This window comes from Leisingera sp. UBA4491 (genome assembly GCF_002388965.1).
Taxonomy (GTDB): domain Bacteria; phylum Pseudomonadota; class Alphaproteobacteria; order Rhodobacterales; family Rhodobacteraceae; genus Leisingera; species Leisingera aquaemixtae.
Map to the genome: position 1 here is coordinate 202,602 of NZ_DGNN01000026.1, position 21,912 is coordinate 224,513.

Consider the following 21,912-nt stretch of genomic DNA (forward strand, 5'->3'; position numbering starts at 1 on the left):
AGGGGGCTTAGGCCTTTTCCAGGATCAGCTTGTCGATGCCCGCGACGATGGCCGCCACAGTGGAGATGTCGAAATCGCTTTTCCCGGGCTCGTTGGCATTGAAGGGAATTGAAATGTCGAATTCCTCTTCAATGGCAAAGATGCTTTCGACCAGCCCCAGGCTGTCGATGCCAAGATCCTCCAAGGTGCTGTCGAGGGTCACATCCGACGGCTCCAGAACCGCCTGTTCGGCAATGATTGCAATGACCTTGTCCTGCGTGCTCATGTAAGGATCCCCGATTTTCTGCCTGGCGCTGATGTAGGTATTCGGCCGTTACTTGAAAACAGCCTTTTTTAACAATTCGATGTCACGCATCAGACGCGGCAGGCGGCGCTGTGCTTTATACATCTCAGTATGGGTCTCCATCTTGACGCCCGGATAGCCCATGATCACCCGGCCGGCGGGCACATTCGACAGGATCTTGGTGCCGCCGCCGGCAATCACGCCGTCGCCGATGAAGATATTGTCGACCACACCGGTCTGCCCCCCCAGCACAACGTTGTTGCCAATGTCCACTGAGCCGGACACCCCGGTCTGGCCGCACAGCAGGCAGTCGTTGCCGACGCGGGTGTTGTGGCCGACGTGAACCAGGTTATCAAGCTTGCTGCCGTGGCCGATCACGGTGTCGCGGATGGTGCCGTTGTCGATTGTGCAGTTGGAGCCGAGCTCTACATCATCGCCGATGGTGACGGCCCCCAGGGAATGAATGCGGACCCAGGATTGCGCCTTGGCCTCGCCCTGATCGCCCAGGGTCTTGCGGGCGTTTTCGGCGCCCGACACTTCCGGCGTCACATAGGAGAACCCGTCGCCGCCGACCCGCGCGCCCGGCTGGGCGCGGAAGCGGTCGCCGATGGTGGCGCGGGCGCCGATCGAGACCATCTCGCGCAGCTGGGCCTCCGTGCCGATCACCGCATCCGCCCCGATATAGCAGTGCGGGCCGATCACGGACCCCGCGCCGATCTTTGCGCCGGCTGCAACAACCGCCAGCGGCCCGACGGAGACGCCCTCGCCCAGTTCGGCGCTGGGATCGACAACGGCGGAGGGGTGGATGCCGGAGGGAAACCCCTGGCCGCGGTCCAGCATGGCGGTCACGCCGGACATGGTCATCCGCGGGCGCGGGGCAAAGATGGCGGCCTTAAGCCCGAAGGACTTCCAGTCCGCGCCTTCCCACAGCACCGCAGCCTGCGCGTTGCCTGCCTTCAGGCCTTCGGCGTATTTCGGCGCCATCGCCATGGCAATCTGGCCGGCTTCGGCATCCTGCGGTTCAGCCGCGCCTGCAATCTGCAGGTCCAGGTCGCCCTGGGCTTCGGCGCCCAGGGACTCGGCGATCTGGCGGATTGTGAACATGGCAGGCCCTTTCAGAATAATCCTGTATGGGCCCGGTATTTACCCTTGAACGCTGGGCAGCACCACCCCTGCCCGTTCCAGTGCAGCCCAGATCTTGGCGTCGCGGCCATAGACATCGCGGCGGAATTCGGCACGGCCTTTGCTGGACACCACCGCGGTCCGGTAGATGATATGCACCGGCACCTTCTGTTCCAGTTCGACCTTGGTTTCCTGGCCGCTGTTCAGGATGCGGTGGAAAAAGGCCTTGGGATCCTCAGTCTGGCGCGCCAGCAGCGCATAGGCAAATTCAAACGGCTGCGCCAGGCGGATGCAGCCATGCGAGAAGGCGCGCACTTCGCGGGCAAACAGGCTCTTTTGCGGGGTGTCGTGCAGGTAGATGTTGTATTTGTTCGGGAACATGAACTTGACCAGTCCCAGCGCGTTGCTGCGGCTGGGGGGCTGGCGCATGGAATAGGGGAAGTTCCGCGCGGTGTACTGTGCGAAATTGGCCGAGTTTCGGTTCACCACCCGGCCGCGCCGGTCGGTGATCTGGATGTGGCCGACGGCGTTGGGGTTGTTCCGAAGCTTGGGCAGATATTCCTTGGTGATGATCGAGCGCGGCACGTACCAGCTCGGGTTGATCACCATATGCTCCATCTCGTCTGAGAATTCGGGGCTGCGGCGGTCGTGGGTGTTCTTGCCGATGACCGAGCGGGTTTCAAAGGTCACGTCGCCGTTATCGACGATCTTGGCGGTGAAATCGGTCTGGTTGACCAGGATATGGCGCTCGCCCCGGTCCGGGGTCAGCCAGCGCTCCCGCTCCATCGCGATGATCACCGATTTCAGGCGGTCGCTGACCGGTTTGTTGACCTCTGCCAGGGTGCCGGCACCCGCCACGCCATCCGTTTCAAGACCATGATCCGACTGAAAGCTCTGCACGGCCTGCACCATCGCGGCGTCATAGCTGCGCGCGGCGCTGCGCGGCAGATAGCCCATCGCCATCAGCCGGTTGCGCAGGGCAATGACCGCCGGGCCCTGCTCGCCCGGTTCCAGCGCCTTGGCCTGCACCACAGGACCCCAGCCGCCGGCTGCCAGAACCTGCTCCAGACGCAGCTTTTCGCGCATCAGGCCACGGTACTGGGGCGATGCGGGAACCAGGCTGCGCATATAGGCAAAGGGCTGGGCGTCGCGGATACCGGCCAGAAAGCTGGCGCCATCCACAGTATGCTTCTTGCGTACCATGCCATCATCAATCCGCGACGGCACCAGAAGGCCGGTCTGCAGATCAGTGGCATAATCCACCAGCGCCCTGCTCAGCGCCGCCTCGACCAAACCGAAATCGCGGGTGGTGCGGGCCTGCTGCATCTGCTGCAGGAGGTCGTTGACCTCAGCCGAGCGGTCCGGCAGCCCGTGGGCGCGGGTGTCGTTCAGTGCGGCCAGCAGCGCGCTGCGGCGCTGGCGCGAGGCCTCATCCGCGCCGGTCCAGATCGCCTGATAGCCATTCTCCCGGTAAAATCTGGCAACCGCGTCATCGGCGGAGGCCGACTCTGCCACTGCCTGGCGGAACGCCGCCGGAATATCCGCCTGCGCGGCCCCGGCCATGCTCCCGGCCAAGCCGCTCATGGCCAGAGCGAACAGCCCCGCCTTAAGTCCCGGCAATACATATCCAGCGGATGCGCGCGTCATAAATCTCCGGTCCTTGTGCCGATTATTCCAATATTGGCAGTGCCTATCTGAAATTCTGGTAAATGCCAGCCTGCGTTGTCCACTCACAATCGCGAAAAGTTAACCCTGATGCAGTGTTGCCGCGTCTATGAAACCCGCCTGCAACAGTCGCGGGGAAAAGTTCCATGCCCCTCCCCTTTTGCGCAAGAAATCGCCGAAAAACCGGTCATACGTTACAGTGCGGCAAAGAAATGTTGGAACAGGATTCTCACTGTGCCATACATGCCGCACGTTAACTACGAGCGTTGACGAGCCCGTAACATCGGGCATTTAGGCAGGACTAACAGCGTACGGGACGGCGCAGTATCAATGGCAGAAACCACGGGCACGGGGATCTCCCGGCGTTCTCTTTTGGGTATTTTTGCTGCAACAGCAGTAGCAGCAGCCCCAACTTTCTCAAATGCAGCAGGCTTCCTGCGCGGCGGCGGTGACATCCGGCGCATTCGCATGTACTCCGGCCGCACCGGCGAGCGTGTGGACATGGTCTACTGGATCGACGGCCAGTACATCAAAGACGCGGTCAAGGAAATCAATCACTTCATGCGCGACTGGCGCACCGATGATGTTAAGGAAATCGACCTTCGCACCATCGACATCATGGCCGCCTCGCACAATCTTCTGGATGTGAACGAGCCCTACATGCTGCTGTCGGGCTACCGCAGCCCCAAAACCAACGCGATGCTGCGCAGCCGCTCGCGCGGAGTGGCCAAGAATTCGCTGCACATGCGCGGCCAAGCCGCCGACCTGCGGCTGGCATCTCGTTCGGTGTCGCAGATGGCCAAAGCCGCCGAAGCCTGCCGGGCCGGCGGTGTGGGCAAGTATCAGCGTTCGAATTTTGTGCATATGGATTGCGGCGTTGTCCGCACCTGGCGCGGCTGACCGCAGCTGGTATTGCAAGAATGCAAGCCTGCCCGTCCCGGGGCAGGCTTTTTAGTTTTCTGCGAGCGGCACTGCCGGCGCCATTGCACCTCAACCTCATGAAATTGGAAACAGGCAGTTTTTCCCGTTGCAGAGGCAGCAAAGCACGGGTATACCCCGCCGTAACAACGCACCTGTAGCTCAGCTGGATAGAGCGCTGCCCTCCGAAGGCAGAGGCCAGAGGTTCGAATCCTCTCAGGTGCGCCATTTCCCTTACTCCGCTGCCTGATTTTCACGGACCTTTCACGCTTTCGTAAGGGAAGCTGCCTATCTGCCTAAGAAATTGATCGTAATTTTACGGCAGGATGGCATGGCAACAATCGGTTCTTATTCACAGCCCGCGATTGCAACGGCACCGCGTCTTCGGCTTGACCTGCCCTGCGTGATCAATCTGACGGACACACAGGTCGAGGCGCAGCTTTGCAACATCAGCTACCAGGGATTTGCCGTTCGCCTCCTGGAGGGACAGGACCCATTTGAACTGGCCCAGATGCAATCCGTCACGATTACCGGAATTGGCGAGTTTGCCGTAACAGCGCGCTGGCGCAGAGATGGCAAGATCGGCCTCGCGTTTCTCAGCAAACGCGGGGCGAGACCTTTGCTGGATGCCTATTTCGCCAGAACCGGAGAATACCCGGTCTGAAAGGGGGACCGTGCCGCACCAGAGGTGGCGGGCCAATCACCCCTGCAAGACAAAGGTCAAAGCGGTCAGTATTTCGCTTTGACGCTTGGACTTCCCCAGGCTGGGCGGCCAGGTCAGCCAGTAGCCATCAATCGTAGGCAGTTCCGGCGCCCGGGCGCAGTCCAGCTGACCGGTTTGCAGCAAGTTTGCAGCCAGCACCCTGGACCCCAGTACAACCCCCAGGCCCAGGCGCGCCGCCCGCAGGGCATGGGCCATGGAATCAACGGACAGTGATCCGGCCTCCGGCGCAGCCTCGCCCGTCACACGCGACCATTCCGCCCAGCCCGGCCGCTCGCCGCGCAATTCGATCGCCGGAAGCTGCCGCCAATCCTCAGCAAGTCCCGGCGCGGTCATCGGCTGCAGCACCTCATTCGCCAGCAGCGCCTCCTGCCGCCCCACCCAGCCGCCGCGGCCATAGCGGATCTGCAGGGCGCCGTCCGCGGCCTCGAAGTCCAGCCGCCGGGGCACGGTTTCAGTGACCAGCCGCAAATCCGGAAAGGTTTTAGAAAAGACTGCAAGCCGCGGCAGCAAAAGCATTTCCAGGTGCGACGGCAAGCCCGCAATCCGCAGCTCCCGGACGGTTTGGCCAAACAGGTTCTCGGTTCCTTGCTCCAGCGCGCGCAGGGAATCATGCACCAGCGGCAGGTAGCTTTCGCCGTCCACGGTCAGCGACACCCCGCGCGCCGACCGGATGAAGAGCTGACGGCCCAGCCAGGACTCGAGATTGCGGATCCGCTGGCTGACTGCGGCCTGCGTGGCGCCGAATTCCTCTGCTGCGGCGGTGAAACTGCCATGCCGCCCTGCTGCCTCAAACACCTTGAGCCAATCAAGCGGCGGCAGCCCTTGTTTGGTGACTTTCTTAGCCATTAGAAAACCTAACTCTAAAGCCCTTATTTCCGTCGTTCTCTTGATGGCTCAACCGCGCTACCAGAACAAGGGAGAACAAGGCCAACCGGAGAACCCCCATGCCCCGTTCCGTGACTGCTGACGCGTCCGGCAGCTTTCTGACCCTGACATTCGACGACGGCCAGTTGTGCCGTTTTCATGCGATCTGGCTGCGCGACAACGCGCTGGATCCCGAGACCCGCGCCCCTGGCAACGGCCAGCGTCTAATCACCATTGGCGACATTCCGGATGACACCAGGATCAGCACCGCGCTGGTCGAAGACGGCAGCCTGACGGTGACGTTCGCGCCCGAGGGCAAGACTGTGATCTTCCCCGGGGACTGGCTGAAGTCAAACGCCTATGACGTTGATCAAGCAGATGAATTTGGCCGCACGGCGCCGGGCGTCGAGACCTGGAACAGCAGCCAGCCTGCCCCGACGTTTGACTGGAACAGCGTGCAGTCGGACTCCAAGGCGAAACGCGGCTGGCTGGACGCGATTGCCCGGCTCGGCTTTGCCAAGCTGGTGAACGGTCCGGTCAAGGAAGGCGCGCTGATTGATTGCGCCGCGATGTTTGGTTTTGTCCGCGAGACCAATTACGGCAAGTATTTCGAAGTGCGCACCGAGGTGAACCCCACCAACCTCGCCTACACCGGCCTGGGCCTGCAGGCGCATACCGACAACCCCTACCGTGATCCGGTGCCCTCCCTTCAGATCCTCTATTGCCTGGAAAACTCGGCCGAGGGCGGCGATAGCATCGTGGTGGACGGTTTCCGCGCCGCCGAGCGTCTGCGCGAGGAAAATCCGGAAGGGTTTGCGCTGCTGGCAGGCTACCCTGCGCGGTTTGAATACAAAGGGTCTGACGGCGTGCATCTGCGCGCGCGCCGTCCGATGATTGAGCTGTCACCCGACGGCGAGTTGATTGCGGTACGGTTCAATAACCGGTCTTCGGCACCCTTCACGGACATCCCGTTTGAGAAGATGGAAGCCTATTACGCCGCCTACCGCCGTCTGGGTGAAATCATCGACGATCCGTCGATGGGCGTTTCGTTCAAGCTGGAGCCGGGGGAAAGCTTTATCGTCGACAACACCCGTGTCCTGCACGCGCGGCTGGGCTATTCCGGGGCGGGGACGCGCTGGCTGCAGGGCTGCTACGCCGACAAGGACGGGCTGCTGTCATCCCTGAACGTGCTGAACGCACAATTGGAGGGCTGAGCCATGAGCAAGCCGGACGTCAGCAAGCTGACCCGCGACACTATCGTTGAATTCATCGGCGGCATCTTCGACCGCCGCGGCGGCGAGGAGTATCTGGGGGAACCAGTCACCATGGCGGAACACATGCTTCAAGGCGCCGCAATTGCCGAGCAGAACGGCCAGCCGGAGGAGATCATCGTGGGGGCGCTCCTGCACGACATCGGCCATTTCACCAGCGAGTTCGGGACGTTCTCCATGGACGACACCGAAGACCGCTTTCACGAAGAGGCCGGCGCCGAAGTGCTGGAGCAGTTCTTCCCGTCAGTGATCACCGACTGCGTGCGCTATCACGTGGCCGCCAAGCGGTACCTCTGCGCCACGAAACCGGAATATTTCAATCGGCTGTCAGAGGCCTCCATCCATTCGCTGAACCTGCAGGGCGGGCCGATGACCCCGCAAGAAGCGGCCGAATTCGAAAAGAACCCGAACCTCAAGCAGATCATCGCGGTGCGCTATCTGGATGAGGCTGGGAAGCGGGCGGATATGGAGACCCCGGATTACTGGCACTTTGCGCCGATGGTGCAACGAATGGTCGACAAGCACATGGGCGCGGGAGAGTCCGCAAAGTGAGCAAGTCTTGAGGTGCCTGGGGTTCCAAGGCTGCCACCCGTCGGGAAAACGCAAAACGGCGCCCAATCGGGCGCCGTTTCCGGTTGATCAGAGGTATTGATCAAGCAAACAGGTCGTGGGCAAGTTCCAGCGCGCTGATCAGCGTGTCGACTTCTTCCTTGGTGTTATACAGGCCGAACGACGCGCGGCAGGTCGCAGAGACCCCCAGATGATCCATCAGCGGTCCGGCGCAGTGATGGCCGGCACGCACCGCCACGCCTTTCTTGTCGAGGATGGTGGAGATGTCGTGGGCGTGTGCGGCACCTTCCATAGTAAAGCTGAAAATCGCAGCCTTTCCAGGCGCTTGCCCCTGAATGTTGATCCAATTCAGTCCGGTCAGCCGCTCCATCGCATAGTCGCGCAAACCCGCCTCGTGCCTGGCGATGTTTTCCAGGCCGAGGTCCATCATATATTCCAGCGCCACGCCCAGGCCGATGGTCTGCACGATGCCCGGCGTGCCGGCCTCGAACTTCATCGGCGGATCGTTGTAGACGACCTGCTCCTTGGAGACTTCCTTGATCATGTCGCCGCCGCCGATGAACGGGCGCATCTCTGCCATGCGTTCCGGCTTGATGTAAATCGCGCCGGATGCGGAGGGGCCATAGAGCTTATGGCCGGTGATTGCATAGAAGTCGCAGCCGATGTCCTGTACGTTGACCGGCATGTGAACCGCCCCCTGCGAGCCGTCGACCAGCACCGGCACCCCCTTGGCATGGGCGCCCTGGGTGATGGCCTTCACGTCCACCACGGTGCCCAGAACGTTGGAGCATTGGGTCACCGCTACCAGCTTGGTCTTGGGGGTGATCGCGTCGATCACCTTTTGCGGGTCCAGGCTGCCGTCTGCTTCGGTATCCACCCACTTCAGCACCACCCCCTGACGCTCGCGCAGGAAATGCCAGGGCACGATGTTGGCGTGGTGCTCCATCACCGACAACAGGATCTCGTCCCCTGCCTGAAGCCGCGGCATCGCCCAGCCGTAGGCGACCAGATTGATGCCCTCGGTGGTGCCGGAATTCAGCACGATGCTGTGTTCGTCGCCCGCATTCAGGAACCGGGAGATGATGCCGCGCACCGCCTCATACTTCTCCGTTGCGAGATTAGAAAGAAAGTGCAAGCCACGATGAACGTTGGAATACTCCTCGGCATACGCCTTGGTCACCGCGTCGATCACAACCTGCGGCTTCTGGGCCGAGGCGCCGCTGTCGAGGTAGGTCAGCGGCTTGCCGTTCACCTCGCGCGAGAGGATCGGGAAGTCGGCACGGATTTTTTCGACGTCATACATTTTCGGGCAGTCCCAGATTGGCTGGGCCGATCAGACCCACGATGAAGAGAAGGGCAAACACCAGGATCAGGCTGGCCATCAGGACCACCCCGAGCGAGCGCCAAACGGAGCCGAACCTGTGCGCCGCATTCACGAAATGCAAGAGGATAAAGAACACAACGATATTGGCGGCGATGTTCAGCAGCGCCGCCAGCGCCGGCAGGACCAGGAACACCGCCACGATGGCACCGTTCAGCGCGGCCTGCAGAAGCTGCAGCCAGGTGACCAGCGCCAGCAGCGCCGGCAGGTCACCCTGCCCGCCCAGCCAGCGGCCCGTGGTTGTCAGCATCGCAATGAAGCTCAGCTGCAGCACCAGAATGACCGCGAAATAGGCCCCGGGCGCAAACCTTGGCAGCAGAACCTCCGGCGGCAGCGGGAACAGCACCTGCTGCAGAGTATAGACGCTGGTGTTCAGCACCACGGACAGCAGGAACGCGGTCCACAGCGCCTCGCGCGGCCAGTCGCGCGCCAGGATCTGCATCGCGGCGTCGCGCGGGGACTTGAGTGTCAGCAGGGCAAAGGCGGCGAGCGCGTTCATGATCTTGTCCAGTACCCTTGGATCATGCCGGATATCCAGAACCACAGGAACACAACGCACCACAGCGCGCCCACCAGGTTCAGAGCCGCACCGGCGCCGATGAAGCCGGCCACCAGGCCGTTCAGCAGGATCAGCGGGCTGGACGCCAGAAACGCCCAGAACAGCGCCAGCCGGGCGCGATAGGCGTCACCCTGCCCGCCCGCGGCGCGGGCAATCCAATGCGCGACCAGAGCCAGAACATACAGAAACAGCGGCGCGATAAAGACGATGCCGAGCAGCGCGCCGCCCAGCAGCATATTGAGCTCCTGGCCCGTCAGATGCGCCTCGCGGGCCAGTTTCGGCATCTGTGCCACAAAGGTCAGCACGCAGCCGGCGAGCAAAAACACCAGCAGCCTGTCTTCGCGGGCGCCCATGCTCAGAAGCCGCGCAAAAACCTTGCGCGGCCCCTTGTAGGTTGCGGGGATATCCGTGGTGACGGACATCAGCGGCGCCGGGCCAGCCAGCCTTCGAGGCGGGAGACGATGTCGGCGGCGATTTCCGGATCTTCGATCTCATCAACCGCTTCGGCCAGGAAGGCCAGCGTCATCAGGTCGGTCGCTTCGCCATGCGGCACACCGCGAGAGCGCAGGTAGAACAGGCCCTCCTCGTCGATCGCGCCGGACGTCGAGCCATGCGAGCAAGCCACGTCATCGGCATAGATCTCCAGCTCCGGCTTGGCCAGGAACTGACTGTCTTCGTCCAGCAGCAGCGACTGGGAAATCTGATATCCGTCAGTCTTTTGCGCGCCTTCCTTCACCAGGATCTTACCCTGGAACACACCGGTGGCCCCGTTGCGCAGCACCTTCTTGAACACCTGGCGGCTTTCGCAGTTCACCGCGTCATGGGTGATAAAGACGGTGTCGTCGTGGTGGAAATCGCCATCGCCGACGCAGGCGCCCGCGATATGGGCCACCGCGTCGTCGCCGGTCAGCTCGATCACCGCCTCGTTGCGGGTCAGCACGCCGTTCACGGTCAGGGTGAAGGACTTGAACACCGACTCGGTGCCCAGGCGGGCAAACAAGTGGGTGGCCGCGCGGCGCTCATGGTCACGGCCCTGGGCGCGCACCAGGTGCAGCTTGCCGCCGTCGGCAATGTCGATCTCCATGCATTTGTTGAAGCGCGACGCCGCCGGGCCGTTTTCCAGGATCGTCACCTCGGCGCCGGTCTCGACGCGGATCACATGGTGCAGGATCGCGTCGGAGTTTTCGTCCGAATGCACATAGGTGAAGTTGATCGGCTTGGAGACCTTGCCAGTCACCCGGATCGCCACGCCATCACTGGCAAAGGCGGTGTTCAGCGCTGCCAGCGGACGTTCGACCGGGGTCTGGCCGCGTGCTTCAAGAACACCGTACAAGTCCTTGGCCCAATGGATATCCTTGCAGCAGATATCCTCGATCCGGTCGATGGTCACACCTTCCAGAGACAGATCGTCAGAGGCCTCGGCATCGAACACGCCATCGACAAAGACAATATTCAGACGCTCAAAGGCGCTGAACATCGGCGCTTCGTCCGCGTTGAACACCGCCGCCTTAGGCGCGTCTGCCTGCACCAGCGTGTCCGGCTTGGTGTATTTCCAGTATTCGTCGCGGCGGCTGGGCAGGCCCATGGTCTGAACCCGCGACAGCGCGGCCTCGCGTGCCGCCTTAAGGCAGCCGCTTTCCGGCAGCCTCAGCGCCGACAGCCGCGCCTCGGTTGCGCTTTGCTTGACTTCGGGCAGGCCCATTTACGCCTCCTCTGCCAGGATGCCGGCGTAACCGTTGTTTTCGACTTCCAGCGCCAGCTCGGGGCCGCCGGTCTTGACGATGCGGCCATTGGCCAGGATGTGCACCACGTCGGGTTTGATGTGATCCAGCAGGCGCTGGTAGTGGGTGATCACCAGGAAGCCGCGGCCTTCGTCGCGCAGGGCGTTCACACCTTCGGCCACCAGCTTCATCGCATCCACGTCGAGGCCGGAGTCGGTCTCGTCCAGGATGCACAGCTTCGGCTCCAGCATCGCCATCTGCAGGATCTCGTTGCGCTTCTTCTCACCGCCGGAGAAGCCGACGTTGACCGGACGCTTCAGCATGTCGGCGTCGATCTTCAGGGTCTTCGCCTTGGCGCGGATGATTTTCAGGAAGTCGGAAGCCGACAGCTCTTCCTCGCCGCGGGCCTTGCGCTGCGCGTTTACCGCGGTGCGCAGGAAGGTCATGTTGCCGACGCCGGGGATTTCAACCGGGTACTGGAAGGCCAGGAACATGCCCGCCGCAGCGCGCTCTTCCGGCTCCATCTCCAGGATGTCTTCGCCCTCCAGCTCGGCAGAGCCTTCCGTCACCTCATATCCGTCACGGCCCGACAGGACGTAGGACAGGGTGGATTTGCCCGAGCCATTCGGCCCCATGATCGCATGCACCTTGCCCGCTTCGACGGTGAGGTCGACGCCGTTCAGGATCTGCTTGTCTTCGTCTTCAAGCTTGACGTGCAAGTTTTTGATTTCGAGCATTTTTGCCTCTCGCATAGTACTGTTCCGGCAGCCGTCGGCGCCTAGAAGGTTTTGGTGTAAAGCGTCAGGATCTGGGTCAGATCCCGGCGCGGAAGTTCATCGGGGAGCAGCTCGAACCGGGCCATGCGGCCGCGGATTTCAACCGGCTTCACCCATCTTTCGACCTGCTTGTACAGCGCCCGCCCCGCGTAGTCGTCAAACAGCACGGTGACGGGCCGTTCCGTGCGCAGCATGGCGGTCAGAAAGCAGGCCGCCCGGAAGCGGCCGTCAATCAGCACCAGATCCGGCGCCTCGAAAGTATCGAGATCCCAGACCGAATTCGGATACTGGTGAAACCGCCGCCACATATCATTGTTCAGCGGCCGTCCCCACTTGCCGGTTTTTCCGACATTGGCGTGGTGCAGATGCACCTCGGACTTGGACCCGGCCTGACGCAAGTACCGCTTCATCATGCGGTACCACATCTTGTCGGACTCGACGGAAAAGACCTTCTTCCCGCTCAGCTCAGACGCCAGCACGGTTGATCCTCCGCTGCCGTATTCCAGGATGACATTTGCCTCCTGGTACTGGCTGCACACCCACTCCGCCTCTTCCGGCGGCAGGGTAAGCGCCGGGCGCTCGATCAGCTGCTCGTCCTTGGCCACGTCCAACTCCCGGCCCCTTAGCCCAGCACCACGGCGGTGCCGCTGGCCGAGACCATCAGCATCGACTGCCCGACCACTTCATAGTCGAGGTCGACGCCCACAACCGCATTTGCACCCTTGGCCCGGGCGCGGTCTTCCAGCTCTGCCAGCGCGGTTTCGCGCGCGTCCTGCAGCTTGCTTTCATAGGCGCCGGAGCGGCCGCCGACGATGTCTGTGATCGAGGCAAAGACATCGCGCACCACATTGGCGCCCATGATCGCCTCGCCCACCACGATGCCCTTGTATTCGGCGATCTGGTAGCCTTCGACGTTTGGTGTGGTTGTGATGATCATGAACGTGCCTCTTGTTGTTCTGGATACTCTTTACTTTCAAGGTCTTCCGCTCTTTTGCGCGCATACGAATAAAGAAAAGCGGCATCTAGCTCTTTTGCGCTCTTCACTTTTTTCTTCAGCCTCAAGCCGTGCAAAAGAGCACAACTAATACTCGTTCCGAACGCGAGAACGAGACCAGTCGCGGAAATGGTCATTCCGAGAGCGCTGGCAACAGGAAAAACCACGTAAGGTCCAAACCAGAAAAGCATTACGAACAAAACCACCCCCCCGAAGGTTGCAACAAGAGCAACTTCACTACCCACACGGCGCCTCGCCGTGCGAGCAATTTTCTGGCGCTCCCTTGAGGAATATGTCCGTCCGTCAATCATCATTGGTTGGTTCAGCCCACAGACCCTTCCAGCGAGATCGCAACCAGCTGCTGGGCTTCCATGGCGAACTCCATCGGCAGCGCCTGCAGCACGTCCTTGCAGAAGCCGTTGACCACCAGGGCCACCGCCTCCTCCTCGTCCATGCCGCGCTGGCGGCAGTAGAACAGCTGATCGTCGTCAACCTTGGACGTGGTCGCCTCATGCTCCACGCGGGAGGAGTTGTTCTTGACCTCGATATAGGGAACCGTGTGGGCGCCGCATTTGTCGCCGATCAGCAAGCTGTCGCACTGGGTGTAGTTGCGCGAATTCTTGGCCTTCGGGTGCATCGACACCAGCCCGCGGTAAGTGTTCTGCGCCTTGCCGGCAGAGATGCCCTTGGACACGATGCGCGACTTGGTGTTCTTGCCCAGATGGATCATCTTGGTGCCGGTGTCGGCCTGCTGCATGTTGTTGGCGATGGCGATCGAGTAGAATTCGCCCTGGCTTTCGTTGCCGCGCAGGATGCAGGACGGGTATTTCCAGGTCACGGCAGAGCCGGTTTCCACCTGGGTCCACATCACCTTGGCGCGGTCGCCGCGGCAGTCGGCCCGCTTGGTCACGAAGTTGTAGATGCCGCCCTTGCCGTTCTCGTCGCCCGGATACCAGTTCTGGACGGTGGAGTATTTCACCTCGGCGTCTTCCTCGATGATGATTTCCACCACTGCGGCATGCAGCTGTGCGATATCGCGCGCAGGTGCGGTACAGCCTTCCAAGTAGCTGACATAGCTGCCTTTATCGGCAATAATCAGGGTGCGTTCAAACTGGCCGGTGTTTTCCGCGTTGATACGGAAGTAGGTCGACAGTTCCATCGGGCAGCGCACACCCGGCGGCACGTAGACAAAAGAGCCGTCAGAGAACACGGCGGAGTTCAAGGTGGCATAGAAGTTGTCGGAGACCGGCACTACGGTGCCGAGGTATTTCTTCACCAGTTCGGGATGCTCGCGGATGGCTTCGGAGATCGAGCAGAAGATGACGCCCGCCTCTTTCAGTTCCTTCTGGAAGGTTGTGCCGACAGAAACGGAATCAAACACCGCGTCCACGGCGACCTTACGGCCTTCTTCAGGGGTTTGGCCCGCACCTTCGACGCCTGCCAGGATCATCTGCTCTTTCAGCGGGATACCCAGCTTTTCGTAAGTGGCCAGCAGCTTGGGGTCGACCTCATCCAGCGACTTGGGCTTCACTTCCATCGATTTGGGACGGGCATAGTAGTACTGATCCTGGAAATCGATTTCCGGATATTCGACCATCGCCCAGGTGGGCTCTTCTTTTTGCAGCCAGCGCTCGTAGGCTTCCAGACGCCACTTCAGCATCCATTCCGGCTCTTCGTTCTTTTCCGAAATCAGCCGGACAATATCCGTGGTCAGCCCCTTGGGGGCGTATTCCATCTCGATGTCGGTTTCCCAGCCGTATTTATAAGCACCGCCAACCTCGCGGACTGCGTCCACGGTTTCCTGGTCAACACCTTCCTTGACTTGGGTCTGGTCCAAAGCGGCCATCGTCTTCTCCTCACTCACGCTGCACGGGCGCGATGTTTCTTTTCTTTCTGCAGCCACGCCTCGGCAAAGCGCAGCACGTCTTCTTCCGTTGTCTCCGGCCCCAGCGACACGCGCACCGCGCCCTGGGCTGTGGCCTCGTCATATCCCATGGCGGTCAGCACCGCACTGGCGCGCACCTTGCCGCTGGAACAAGCGCTGCCGGCGCTGATGGCAAATCCCGCAAGGTCCATTTGCATGACCTGGGTCTCCCCCTTCCAGCCCGGCGTTGCAAAACACAGGGTGTTCGGCAGCCGCTTCTGATCCTTCCCGACAAAAATAGTATGGCTTGCGCCAGACACAAGCGCCTTCTCTAGAATATTTCTAAGTTCTGCAACCCTGTCCCAGACACCATTGGCGAGATCCTTGGCGGCTGCTTCAGCTGCGGCGCCGAACCCTGCGATTCCAATGACATTTTCGGTGCCGGACCGGCGGCCCATCTCCTGGCCGCCGCCCTTGATCTGAGCAGGCAGATCGGTGCCGCGCTTCATGACGACCGCACCAATGCCCTTGGGACCGCCCAGTTTATGCGCCGAAATCAGCGCCATCCGGGCGCCCAGCCAGTTGAACGCCACCGGCAGTTTGCCGAAGGCCTGGGTCGCATCCGTTACCGCCAGACCGTCCGGCAGGCGCTGCACGATCCCGGTTTCGGAATTCGCCAGCTGCAGGGTGGAGGCTGCAGGATCAGTGATTTCGACCGCACAATCGGACCCCACTTTCAGATCCTCGACAGTCCAGGCGCGCACCGCGTCATGCTCCACCGGCGCGCCATGCAGGCCGCGGCCGGCCAGCGCCAGCGACGCGCCCTCGGTCGAGCCGGAGGTAAACACGATATCCGCCCCGTCCGCGCCAAACGCGGCGGCCACCTGCGCCCGCGCCTTCTCGACCAGCGCCTTGGCGGCCCGGCCCTCGGCATGCACCGAAGACGGGTTGCCGCAAACCTCCATCGCCGCAATCATCGCGGCCTTCGCCTCGGGGCGCAGAAGGGCAGTGGCATTGTGGTCGAGGTAAACGCGTTTCATGGATGCATCTTTTTACAGATCATTGCCGCCTCATACGCGGCTCGGCACGAATGCGCAAAGCTTTCCGGCCGCTTTAGCGCGGGAAGCGCCCTGCCCTGGCACAGGAGGATGCGCCTTCCGCGGGCCACCTCAGTCATCGACAACCGCAAACAAGCTGGGCACCGCCGGGCACGGCGCCAGATCGTTCTTGATCACATCCGACAGGCGGGTCTGGTGCAGGAACACATAGACATGCGCGCTGAGGCCCTCCCACAGGCGGTTGGTCAGCGATTGCGCCCGGCTGCCCGACAGCGCCCCGGAGGCACCGGCCCCCTTGTGCATCGCATCCACCGTTTCATCCACGGCAGACAGCACGTCGACAATCCGGATCTCCGACGCTGGCTTGGCCAGACGGTAGCCGCCGCCGGGGCCGCGCACCGATTCAACCAGACCGGCACGGCGCAGTTTGACGAACAGCTGTTCAAGGTAGGGCAAGGAAATGTCCTGGCGCTTGGAAATATCGCCCAGCGGCACCAGATCGCCCTGCGTTTGCAGCGCGATGTCGGCCAATGCGACCATAGCATAGCGCCCCTTGGTGGAAAGCTTCATCTATGTCTCCTCGAAATCAGGGCACGGATGCGAAAACATTGACCTTCGCCGCGTCTGTGCGTATCTCACCCTGACGGTGTTCGGCCCAGGCCTGCGCCCTTGATTAGAACCGTTCTAAGATGCCTGACGGAACCCGTCAAGTATTCTGCCGGCAGACCCGAAAACGAGATTAGGATTTAAACCGCCCATGCCCGAGGTCATCTTTCCCGGACCCGAAGGCCGCCTCGAAGGCCGCTATCACCCGCAAAAAGAAAAAGACGCCCCGATCGCCATCGTGCTGCACCCGCATCCGCAGTTCGGCGGCACCATGAACAACAAGGTGGTCTACAACCTCCACTATGCGTTCTACAACATGGGCTTCACGGTTCTGCGGTTCAATTTCCGCGGCGTCGGCCGCAGCCAGGGCGAATACGACCAGGGCGTGGGCGAACTGTCCGATGCCGCCTCGGCGCTGGATTACCTGCAGTCGATGAACACCAACTCCAAGCATTGCTGGGTTGCGGGCTTCTCCTTCGGCGCGTGGATCGGTATGCAGCTGCTGATGCGCCGACCCGAGATCACCGGCTTCATCTCGGTCGCCCCGCCGGCCAACATGTACGACTTCTCGTTCCTGGCGCCCTGCCCGTCTTCGGGCCTGATCATCAATGGCACCGCCGACCGCGTGGCGCCGCCTGCCGATACCGCCAACCTGGTCAGCAAGCTGCATGAGCAGAAGGGTATCACCATCACCCATACCGAGGTCGAGGGTGCGGACCACTTCTTCCAGGATCCGTATATGGACACGATGATCGGCACCGTGACCGACTATGTGAAGCGCCGCCTGACGGAGACCACCCGCTGATGAGCACAATCGAGACGCTGGCGCAAAAACTGGCGGTCGATACGCTCAAAGTTCAGGACGCCAGCGGCGAGGAGAGGCTGTATGTGGAGGTGGGCCAGGTGCTGGGCGCCGCCTCCCAGTCGCTCGAAGAGGCGTTCCTCACGGAGATGCGCGTGCGCCTGGCGGAACGCAAGGCGCGCGAGTTTCTCAATAAGAAAGTCGCCGCGCTGCAAGCGCAGCTGGAAACAAGGGCTGAGACATGAGCGTCCGGCTGCAAGCGCAATTCGCCTTCCTGCTGGAAGCTGACAAGCTGCGCCGGGTTGAGCGCCAGAACCTGATCCTGGATTGCAGCCGCCGCGAAAACTCAGCCGAGCACAGCTGGCATCTGGCGCTGTACGCGCTGGTGCTGGCGCCCTTCGCAGAGCCGGAGGTGAACGTCTTCCGCACCATCCGGATGCTGCTGCTGCATGATCTGGTCGAGATCGACGCAGGCGACCACCCGATCACCGGCGCGGTGGATTGGGACGCAGTGGCGCAGGCGGAACTGGCTGCGGCAGACCGGCTGTTCGGCCTGCTGCCCGCGGATCAGGGCGCAGAATTCATCACGCTGTGGCAGGAGTTCGAAGCGGCGCAAAGCCCGGATGCGCGGTTTGCCAAGCGGCTGGACCATTGTCAGCCGGTGTTTCAGACCCTGTACGGCGCAGAGCCCCTGGACTGGCATGTCGATGTGGTCCGCCAGAACCTGTTCGGCGGCCGCGCCGCCGCGCTGGAGCATGACCTGCCGGAAGCCTTCCATCATGCGCTGGCGCTGCTGGGTGAGGACACCGGATATGACTGCAGCCGCCTGACGGCCCGCCTGCCCTTCCTGAATGAAGCCGACAAGCTGAAGCTGATCACCCGCGCCTCCCGGCTGGGTGACGGCTCGCGGCACGAAAACTCGGCAGAGCACAGCTGGCATATCATGCTTTACGCCTGGGTTCTGGCCGAACACGGCGCGGATACCGCCGATGTGGACAGGGTGCTGCAAATGCTGCTGCTGCATGACCTGGTGGAAATCGACGCAGGCGATGCGCCGATTCACGGGGTTGTGGATCCCGCCGCGCTTGCGGCGCTTGCCGCCGAGGAGCAGGCCGCAGCTGACCGCCTGTTCGGATTGCTGCCCGCGGACCAGGGCGGGCTGATGCGCGCGATCTGGGAAGAGTTCGAGGCCGCAGGCAGCGCAGATGCGGTCTATGCCAAGTCCATCGACCGGGTGCAGCCGGTTCTGCTGAACCTGCTGAACGGCGGCGGCAGCTGGGTCGATTACAACGTGACCCTGCCGCAGCTTGACGCCCGCGTCGGCGAAAAGGTCAGCCGCGGCACGCCCGGCGTTTGGGACTATGTGCGCGCAACGATCGAACCCTGGTTCCGCGAGACCGGGCGCCTGTAACACCAGCCGCCCGGCCGCTGAACCTCACTCCAGAAACGGTTGAAAAGGCTCGATTTCCGCTCCGTCGCCGGTCAGCGTCAGAAAGGCGCCCGGCTTCAGCTCGTTCCAGGCTTCCCCGGTTTGTTCCAGCGGTTCCGACACCACCGCCCAGCCGCCCATGCTGCTGCTCCAGCGGTAATAGACCGAGGGCGCAACGCTGTCCGAGGAATAGCGCGCGGCATACAGCCTCTCGCCATCCGACATCGCCACGGATAGGCGCATATGCGGCGTGGCGCCCCGTGCGCGGGACAAGGCCTCCATCCGCGCAACCGCCCGCTCCAGCGCCGTCTTCGGATCCGCATCAAGGCCTTGCTGCAAGGCGAGCAGAAACAGCACCTCGCTGTCGGTCGCCCCTTTGCGGTGCTCATAAAGCTCATCCGGGATGCACATATCAGCGTGGCGGCGGAACTTCTCAAAGCCGCCGACCTGACCGTTGTGCATGAAACTCCACCGGCCCGCGGTGAAAGGATGGCAGTTGTTGCGGCTGGTTGCCGACCCCGTCGAGGCCCGCACATGCGCCAGGAACAGCCCCGATTTGACCTGCCGGACCAGCGCCCGGAGATTGCAGTCCGACCAGGCCGGATACACATCGCGGTACAGGCCCGGCTCCGGGCGCTGGCCGTACCAGGCAATGCCGAACCCGTCGCCATTGGTGGCCGTCTTGCATTCTGCCGCTTTCTGGCTTTGGGCAATCAGGGAATGCGCGGGTATTGAAATGATGTCTTCCAGGAACACATCGGCCCCCGAATAGGCAGCCCAGCGGCACATGTGGCAGTCCCCCGCTCTCATTTGGGAATCGGATCAGTGTTTTCGCGACCACTGAATTATTGGGACAATCCCCTAAGAAATCCCCAAATCACAGTCCAGTGTTTCTGCGCACAGTCCCCTGTTCACCGCCTTAGCAGGCGGAAAAGCGGCAGCCGGCGACGCATCGGGACTTCCTTGAACGCGGCGGATGCGGTAGCGGAGAAACAGGCCCGCCGCCGCGGGGGCGAGCGCGCAGAACGGAGGCGGAAATGCCGGTACATTATTTCTACCTGATCATCGCCGTAGCGGCGGAAACGATCGGCACCACGGCGCTGCAGGCCAGCCAGCAGTTCTCCCGGCTGGGGCCGTCGCTGATCGTTCTGGTGGCTTATGCCTTTTCCTTCTACATGATGGGGCTGACGCTTAAATTCATGCCGGTGGGCGTCGTCTATGCCATCTGGTCCGGTCTCGGCATCCTGCTGATTGCGGTGATCGCCTTCGTCGTCTTCGGCCAGAAACTGGATCTGCCTGCGGTGATCGGCATGCTGCTGATCATGTCCGGCATCATCGTCATCCACCTGTTTTCCAAGTCCTCCGGCCACTGATCCGCTATAGAAGGCGCCGGATAGCTGTTTTCCTCTGGCCTTTGCGCGGGGTTCGGGCTATGCGCGGCCCAACTTCCTTACAAAGGCGAACGTCATGGATATGCGCAACATCGCAATCATTGCTCACGTTGACCACGGCAAAACCACCCTGGTCGACGAGCTGCTGAAACAGTCCGGCGCCTTCCGCGAAAATCAAGCTGTGGCGGAACGCGCCATGGACAGCAACGATCTGGAGCGCGAGCGCGGCATCACCATTTTTGCCAAACCGACCTCGGTCGAGTGGAACGGCACCCGCATCAACATCGTCGACACCCCCGGCCACGCCGATTTCGGCGGCGAGGTGGAGCGCATCCTGTCGATGGTCGACGGCGTGGTGCTGCTGGTGGACGCCGCCGAAGGCCCGATGCCGCAGACCAAATTCGTGACCTCCAAGGCGCTGGCCCTGGGCCTGCGCCCGATCGTGGTGCTGAACAAGGTCGACAAGCCCGACGCCGAGCCCGACCGCGCGCTGGACGAGTGCTTTGACCTGTTTGCCTCGCTCGACGCGACCGAGGACCAGCTGGACTTCCCGCATATGTATGCTTCCGGCCGCTCCGGCTGGGCCGATGCAGAGCTGGACGGCCCGCGCAAGGACCTGCACGCGCTGTTCAACCTCATCGTGAACCACGTTCCGGAACCCAAGCAGATCAAGCGCCAGGACGAAGATTTCCGGATGCTGGCCACCACCCTGGGCAGCGACCCCTTCGTAGGCCGCCTGCTGACCGGCCGGGTTGAGTCCGGCAAGCTCAAGGTCGGCGCCACCGTGCAGGCGATTTCCCGCATCGGCCAGAAGATCGAACAGTTCCGCGTGACCCGAATTCAGGCCTTCCGCGGCCTGGCCCAGCAGGACATCGAAGAAGCCCAGGCAGGCGACATCGTCTCCATCGCCGGCATGTCCAAGGCCACCGTGGCAGACACCATCTGCGCACTCGCCGTGGATGAACCGCTGGACGCGCAGCCGATCGACCCGCCGACCATCACCGTGACCTTCGGCATCAACGACAGCCCGCTGGCGGGCCGCGACGGCAAGAAGGTGCAGTCCCGCGTCATCCGCGACCGCCTGATGAAAGAGGCCGAAAGCAACGTCGCCATCAAGATCCAGGACACCCCCGGCGGTGAGGCGTTCGAGGTTTCCGGCCGCGGCGAACTGCAGATGGGCGTTCTGATCGAGAACATGCGCCGCGAAGGCTTCGAGCTGTCGATCTCCCGCCCGCAGGTGATCATGAAGGAAGTCGACGGCGTCCGCATGGAGCCGATCGAGGAAGCCACCATTGACGTGGACGACGAATACTCCGGCGCGGTGATCGAAAAGCTGACCGGCGCCCGCAAGGGTGAACTGGTCGAGATGAAGCCCGCAGGCGCAGGCAAGACCCGCATCATCGCCCATGTCCCCTCGCGCGGCCTCATCGGCTATCACGGCGAGTTCCTGACCGACACCCGCGGCACCGGCGTGCTGAACCGCGTGTTCCACGGCTGGGCACCGCACAAGGGTGCCATCCCGGGCCGCCGCGCCGGCGTGCTGATCTCGATGGAGAACGGCCAGTCGGTGGCGTACGCGCTGTGGAACCTGGAAGAGCGCGGCAAGATGATGATCGGCGCCCAGGCAGACATCTACACCGGCATGATCATCGGTGAGCATTCGCGCGACAACGACCTGGAAGTGAACCCGCTGAAAGGCAAGAAACTGACCAACGTGCGGGCCTCCGGCACCGACGACGCGGTCCGCCTGACCACTCCGATGACGCTGTCGCTGGAAGAGGCCATCGCGTACATCAACGACGATGAGCTGGTCGAGGTGACGCCGAACAGCGTGCGCCTGCGCAAGCGCTACCTGGACCCGCATGAACGCAAGCGGATGGCCAAGGCAAGCGCCTGACGAACATGAAAACGGCG

25 protein-coding genes and 1 tRNA gene are annotated in these 21,912 nt (G+C 62.3%); 10 read left to right on the forward strand and 16 right to left on the reverse strand.

Translation table 11 applies throughout. The features are described 5' to 3' along the window. Positions 1-7: 7 nt before the first annotated feature. The 3 genes from B2P87_RS14555 to B2P87_RS14565 are packed head-to-tail and all read right to left on the reverse strand — an operon-like array spanning position 8 to position 3,052. Positions 8-265: an acyl carrier protein gene (locus tag B2P87_RS14555; RefSeq protein ID WP_008556312.1), complete on the reverse strand. Its 258-nt coding sequence runs from the start codon at positions 263-265 to the stop codon at positions 8-10. A 48-nt stretch (positions 266-313) separates the two neighbouring features. Next, on the reverse strand, positions 314-1,387 hold the full coding sequence (lpxD, locus tag B2P87_RS14560; protein ID WP_260013562.1) for a UDP-3-O-(3-hydroxymyristoyl)glucosamine N-acyltransferase: 1,074 nt from the start codon (positions 1,385-1,387) through the stop codon (positions 314-316). A 39-nt stretch (positions 1,388-1,426) separates the two neighbouring features. Continuing rightward, on the reverse strand, positions 1,427-3,052 hold the full coding sequence (locus tag B2P87_RS14565) for a L,D-transpeptidase family protein (protein ID WP_141890305.1): 1,626 nt from the start codon (positions 3,050-3,052) through the stop codon (positions 1,427-1,429). Between the two features lie 348 nt (positions 3,053-3,400). On the opposite strand from B2P87_RS14565, the gene B2P87_RS14570 reads away from it, so the two are divergent. The 3 genes from B2P87_RS14570 (at position 3,401) to B2P87_RS14580 (ending at position 4,652) form a co-directional block, all read left to right on the forward strand. Beyond that, positions 3,401-3,970: a YcbK family protein gene (locus B2P87_RS14570; protein ID WP_141890304.1), complete on the forward strand. Its 570-nt coding sequence runs from the start codon at positions 3,401-3,403 to the stop codon at positions 3,968-3,970. Between the two features lie 169 nt (positions 3,971-4,139). Then, positions 4,140-4,216 (forward strand) — tRNA-Arg (locus B2P87_RS14575). Between the two features lie 103 nt (positions 4,217-4,319). After that, entirely contained in the window at positions 4,320-4,652 is a 333-nt protein-coding gene (locus B2P87_RS14580; RefSeq protein ID WP_141890303.1) for a PilZ domain-containing protein, read from the forward strand. Positions 4,653-4,688: 36 nt separating this feature from the next. Here the strand turns inward: B2P87_RS14580 and B2P87_RS14585 are convergent, their stop codons facing one another. Beyond that, positions 4,689-5,558 carry a LysR family transcriptional regulator gene (locus B2P87_RS14585; RefSeq protein ID WP_141890302.1) on the reverse strand — a complete coding sequence of 290 codons (870 nt, stop codon included), beginning with the start codon at positions 5,556-5,558 and terminating at the stop codon, positions 4,689-4,691. A gap of 98 nt (positions 5,559-5,656) precedes the next feature. Here B2P87_RS14585 and tmpA point away from each other — a divergent pair, with 98 nt between their 5' ends. Both tmpA and tmpB read left to right on the forward strand, forming a co-directional pair. Beyond that, positions 5,657-6,790: a 2-trimethylaminoethylphosphonate dioxygenase gene (tmpA, locus tag B2P87_RS14590; protein WP_141890301.1), complete on the forward strand. Its 1,134-nt coding sequence runs from the start codon at positions 5,657-5,659 to the stop codon at positions 6,788-6,790. Between the two features lie 3 nt (positions 6,791-6,793). After that, the gene (gene tmpB / locus B2P87_RS14595) at positions 6,794-7,399 is read left to right on the forward strand and encodes a (R)-1-hydroxy-2-trimethylaminoethylphosphonate oxygenase (protein ID WP_141890300.1); all 606 of its coding nucleotides are present in this window, start codon (positions 6,794-6,796) and stop codon (positions 7,397-7,399) included. Positions 7,400-7,499: 100 nt separating this feature from the next. On the opposite strand, the gene B2P87_RS14600 is transcribed toward tmpB, so the two are convergent. From B2P87_RS14600 to B2P87_RS14650, 11 genes are all read right to left on the reverse strand, one after another. Further along, positions 7,500-8,720: a cysteine desulfurase gene (locus B2P87_RS14600; protein ID WP_141890299.1), complete on the reverse strand. Its 1,221-nt coding sequence runs from the start codon at positions 8,718-8,720 to the stop codon at positions 7,500-7,502. Beyond that, entirely contained in the window at positions 8,713-9,297 is a 585-nt protein-coding gene (locus B2P87_RS14605; protein WP_141890298.1) for a YIP1 family protein, read from the reverse strand. Before B2P87_RS14605 ends, B2P87_RS14600 begins: the two co-directional genes overlap by 8 nt. Continuing rightward, the gene (locus tag B2P87_RS14610) at positions 9,294-9,779 is read right to left on the reverse strand and encodes a YIP1 family protein (protein WP_141890297.1); all 486 of its coding nucleotides are present in this window, start codon (positions 9,777-9,779) and stop codon (positions 9,294-9,296) included. The genes B2P87_RS14605 and B2P87_RS14610 overlap by 4 nt, the downstream gene beginning before the upstream one ends. Beyond that, positions 9,779-11,059: a SufB/SufD family protein gene (locus tag B2P87_RS14615; RefSeq protein WP_141890296.1), complete on the reverse strand. Its 1,281-nt coding sequence runs from the start codon at positions 11,057-11,059 to the stop codon at positions 9,779-9,781. The genes B2P87_RS14610 and B2P87_RS14615 overlap by 1 nt, the downstream gene beginning before the upstream one ends. Beyond that, complete coding sequence (sufC, locus tag B2P87_RS14620) at positions 11,060-11,815, reverse strand: Fe-S cluster assembly ATPase SufC (RefSeq protein WP_058286862.1); 756 nt, start codon at positions 11,813-11,815, stop codon at positions 11,060-11,062. Positions 11,816-11,856: 41 nt separating this feature from the next. Beyond that, positions 11,857-12,459: a hypothetical protein gene (locus B2P87_RS14625; protein ID WP_244940804.1), complete on the reverse strand. Its 603-nt coding sequence runs from the start codon at positions 12,457-12,459 to the stop codon at positions 11,857-11,859. 17 nt (positions 12,460-12,476) lie between these two features. Beyond that, positions 12,477-12,791 (reverse strand): heavy metal-binding domain-containing protein, encoded by a 315-nt coding sequence (locus tag B2P87_RS14630; protein WP_039183172.1) that lies wholly within the window; start codon positions 12,789-12,791, stop codon positions 12,477-12,479. Further along, entirely contained in the window at positions 12,788-13,162 is a 375-nt protein-coding gene (locus B2P87_RS14635; RefSeq protein WP_260013574.1) for a hypothetical protein, read from the reverse strand. Before B2P87_RS14635 ends, B2P87_RS14630 begins: the two co-directional genes overlap by 4 nt. Positions 13,163-13,170: 8 nt before the next feature. Continuing rightward, on the reverse strand, positions 13,171-14,694 hold the full coding sequence (gene sufB, locus B2P87_RS14640) for a Fe-S cluster assembly protein SufB (RefSeq protein ID WP_141890293.1): 1,524 nt from the start codon (positions 14,692-14,694) through the stop codon (positions 13,171-13,173). 14 nt (positions 14,695-14,708) lie between these two features. Continuing rightward, positions 14,709-15,752: a cysteine desulfurase family protein gene (locus B2P87_RS14645; protein WP_141890292.1), complete on the reverse strand. Its 1,044-nt coding sequence runs from the start codon at positions 15,750-15,752 to the stop codon at positions 14,709-14,711. Positions 15,753-15,881: 129 nt separating this feature from the next. Further along, complete coding sequence (locus tag B2P87_RS14650; RefSeq protein WP_058286858.1) at positions 15,882-16,340, reverse strand: Rrf2 family transcriptional regulator; 459 nt, start codon at positions 16,338-16,340, stop codon at positions 15,882-15,884. A 187-nt stretch (positions 16,341-16,527) separates the two neighbouring features. On the opposite strand from B2P87_RS14650, the gene B2P87_RS14655 reads away from it, so the two are divergent. The 3 genes from B2P87_RS14655 to B2P87_RS14665 are packed head-to-tail and all read left to right on the forward strand — an operon-like array spanning position 16,528 to position 18,589. Beyond that, on the forward strand, positions 16,528-17,181 hold the full coding sequence (locus B2P87_RS14655) for an alpha/beta hydrolase (protein WP_058286857.1): 654 nt from the start codon (positions 16,528-16,530) through the stop codon (positions 17,179-17,181). Continuing rightward, a complete protein-coding gene (locus B2P87_RS14660) occupies positions 17,181-17,423 on the forward strand; it encodes a hypothetical protein (RefSeq protein WP_058286856.1) in 243 nt (80 codons plus the stop codon). Before B2P87_RS14655 ends, B2P87_RS14660 begins: the two co-directional genes overlap by 1 nt. After that, on the forward strand, positions 17,420-18,589 hold the full coding sequence (locus B2P87_RS14665) for an HD domain-containing protein (RefSeq protein ID WP_141890291.1): 1,170 nt from the start codon (positions 17,420-17,422) through the stop codon (positions 18,587-18,589). Before B2P87_RS14660 ends, B2P87_RS14665 begins: the two co-directional genes overlap by 4 nt. A gap of 24 nt (positions 18,590-18,613) precedes the next feature. Here the strand turns inward: B2P87_RS14665 and B2P87_RS14670 are convergent, their stop codons facing one another. Then, a complete protein-coding gene (locus B2P87_RS14670; RefSeq protein ID WP_058286854.1) occupies positions 18,614-19,396 on the reverse strand; it encodes a class II glutamine amidotransferase in 783 nt (260 codons plus the stop codon). Positions 19,397-19,644: 248 nt separating this feature from the next. On the opposite strand from B2P87_RS14670, the gene B2P87_RS14675 reads away from it, so the two are divergent. Both B2P87_RS14675 and typA read left to right on the forward strand, forming a co-directional pair. Further along, positions 19,645-19,980, forward strand: coding sequence for a DMT family transporter (locus B2P87_RS14675; RefSeq protein WP_058286853.1), 336 nt, complete (start codon positions 19,645-19,647; stop codon positions 19,978-19,980). A gap of 94 nt (positions 19,981-20,074) precedes the next feature. Then, positions 20,075-21,895, forward strand: a complete 1,821-nt coding sequence (gene typA, locus B2P87_RS14680) for a translational GTPase TypA (protein WP_058286852.1) — start codon at positions 20,075-20,077, stop codon at positions 21,893-21,895. The last annotated feature ends 17 nt before the right edge of the window (positions 21,896-21,912 follow it).

What these genes read in the sequence shown, in the direction of transcription:
- B2P87_RS14555 (WP_008556312.1), bottom strand. Translation starts at nt 265, where the DNA reads ATGAGCACGCAGGACAAGGTCATTGCAATCATTGCCGAACAGGCGGTT.
- lpxD (WP_260013562.1), bottom strand. Translation starts at nt 1,387, where the DNA reads ATGTTCACAATCCGCCAGATCGCCGAGTCCCTGGGCGCCGAAGCCCAG.
- B2P87_RS14565 (WP_141890305.1), bottom strand. Translation starts at nt 3,052, where the DNA reads ATGACGCGCGCATCCGCTGGATATGTATTGCCGGGACTTAAGGCGGGG.
- B2P87_RS14570 (WP_141890304.1), top strand. Translation starts at nt 3,401, where the DNA reads ATGGCAGAAACCACGGGCACGGGGATCTCCCGGCGTTCTCTTTTGGGT.
- B2P87_RS14580 (WP_141890303.1), top strand. Translation starts at nt 4,320, where the DNA reads ATGGCAACAATCGGTTCTTATTCACAGCCCGCGATTGCAACGGCACCG.
- B2P87_RS14585 (WP_141890302.1), bottom strand. Translation starts at nt 5,558, where the DNA reads ATGGCTAAGAAAGTCACCAAACAAGGGCTGCCGCCGCTTGATTGGCTC.
- tmpA (WP_141890301.1), top strand. Translation starts at nt 5,657, where the DNA reads ATGCCCCGTTCCGTGACTGCTGACGCGTCCGGCAGCTTTCTGACCCTG.
- tmpB (WP_141890300.1), top strand. Translation starts at nt 6,794, where the DNA reads ATGAGCAAGCCGGACGTCAGCAAGCTGACCCGCGACACTATCGTTGAA.
- B2P87_RS14600 (WP_141890299.1), bottom strand. Translation starts at nt 8,720, where the DNA reads ATGTATGACGTCGAAAAAATCCGTGCCGACTTCCCGATCCTCTCGCGC.
- B2P87_RS14605 (WP_141890298.1), bottom strand. Translation starts at nt 9,297, where the DNA reads ATGAACGCGCTCGCCGCCTTTGCCCTGCTGACACTCAAGTCCCCGCGC.
- B2P87_RS14610 (WP_141890297.1), bottom strand. Translation starts at nt 9,779, where the DNA reads ATGTCCGTCACCACGGATATCCCCGCAACCTACAAGGGGCCGCGCAAG.
- B2P87_RS14615 (WP_141890296.1), bottom strand. Translation starts at nt 11,059, where the DNA reads ATGGGCCTGCCCGAAGTCAAGCAAAGCGCAACCGAGGCGCGGCTGTCG.
- sufC (WP_058286862.1), bottom strand. Translation starts at nt 11,815, where the DNA reads ATGCTCGAAATCAAAAACTTGCACGTCAAGCTTGAAGACGAAGACAAG.
- B2P87_RS14630 (WP_039183172.1), bottom strand. Translation starts at nt 12,791, where the DNA reads ATGATCATCACAACCACACCAAACGTCGAAGGCTACCAGATCGCCGAA.
- B2P87_RS14635 (WP_260013574.1), bottom strand. Translation starts at nt 13,162, where the DNA reads ATGATGATTGACGGACGGACATATTCCTCAAGGGAGCGCCAGAAAATT.
- sufB (WP_141890293.1), bottom strand. Translation starts at nt 14,694, where the DNA reads ATGGCCGCTTTGGACCAGACCCAAGTCAAGGAAGGTGTTGACCAGGAA.
- B2P87_RS14645 (WP_141890292.1), bottom strand. Translation starts at nt 15,752, where the DNA reads ATGAAACGCGTTTACCTCGACCACAATGCCACTGCCCTTCTGCGCCCC.
- B2P87_RS14650 (WP_058286858.1), bottom strand. Translation starts at nt 16,340, where the DNA reads ATGAAGCTTTCCACCAAGGGGCGCTATGCTATGGTCGCATTGGCCGAC.
- B2P87_RS14655 (WP_058286857.1), top strand. Translation starts at nt 16,528, where the DNA reads ATGCCCGAGGTCATCTTTCCCGGACCCGAAGGCCGCCTCGAAGGCCGC.
- B2P87_RS14660 (WP_058286856.1), top strand. Translation starts at nt 17,181, where the DNA reads ATGAGCACAATCGAGACGCTGGCGCAAAAACTGGCGGTCGATACGCTC.
- B2P87_RS14665 (WP_141890291.1), top strand. Translation starts at nt 17,420, where the DNA reads ATGAGCGTCCGGCTGCAAGCGCAATTCGCCTTCCTGCTGGAAGCTGAC.
- B2P87_RS14670 (WP_058286854.1), bottom strand. Translation starts at nt 19,396, where the DNA reads ATGTGCCGCTGGGCTGCCTATTCGGGGGCCGATGTGTTCCTGGAAGAC.
- B2P87_RS14675 (WP_058286853.1), top strand. Translation starts at nt 19,645, where the DNA reads ATGCCGGTACATTATTTCTACCTGATCATCGCCGTAGCGGCGGAAACG.
- typA (WP_058286852.1), top strand. Translation starts at nt 20,075, where the DNA reads ATGGATATGCGCAACATCGCAATCATTGCTCACGTTGACCACGGCAAA.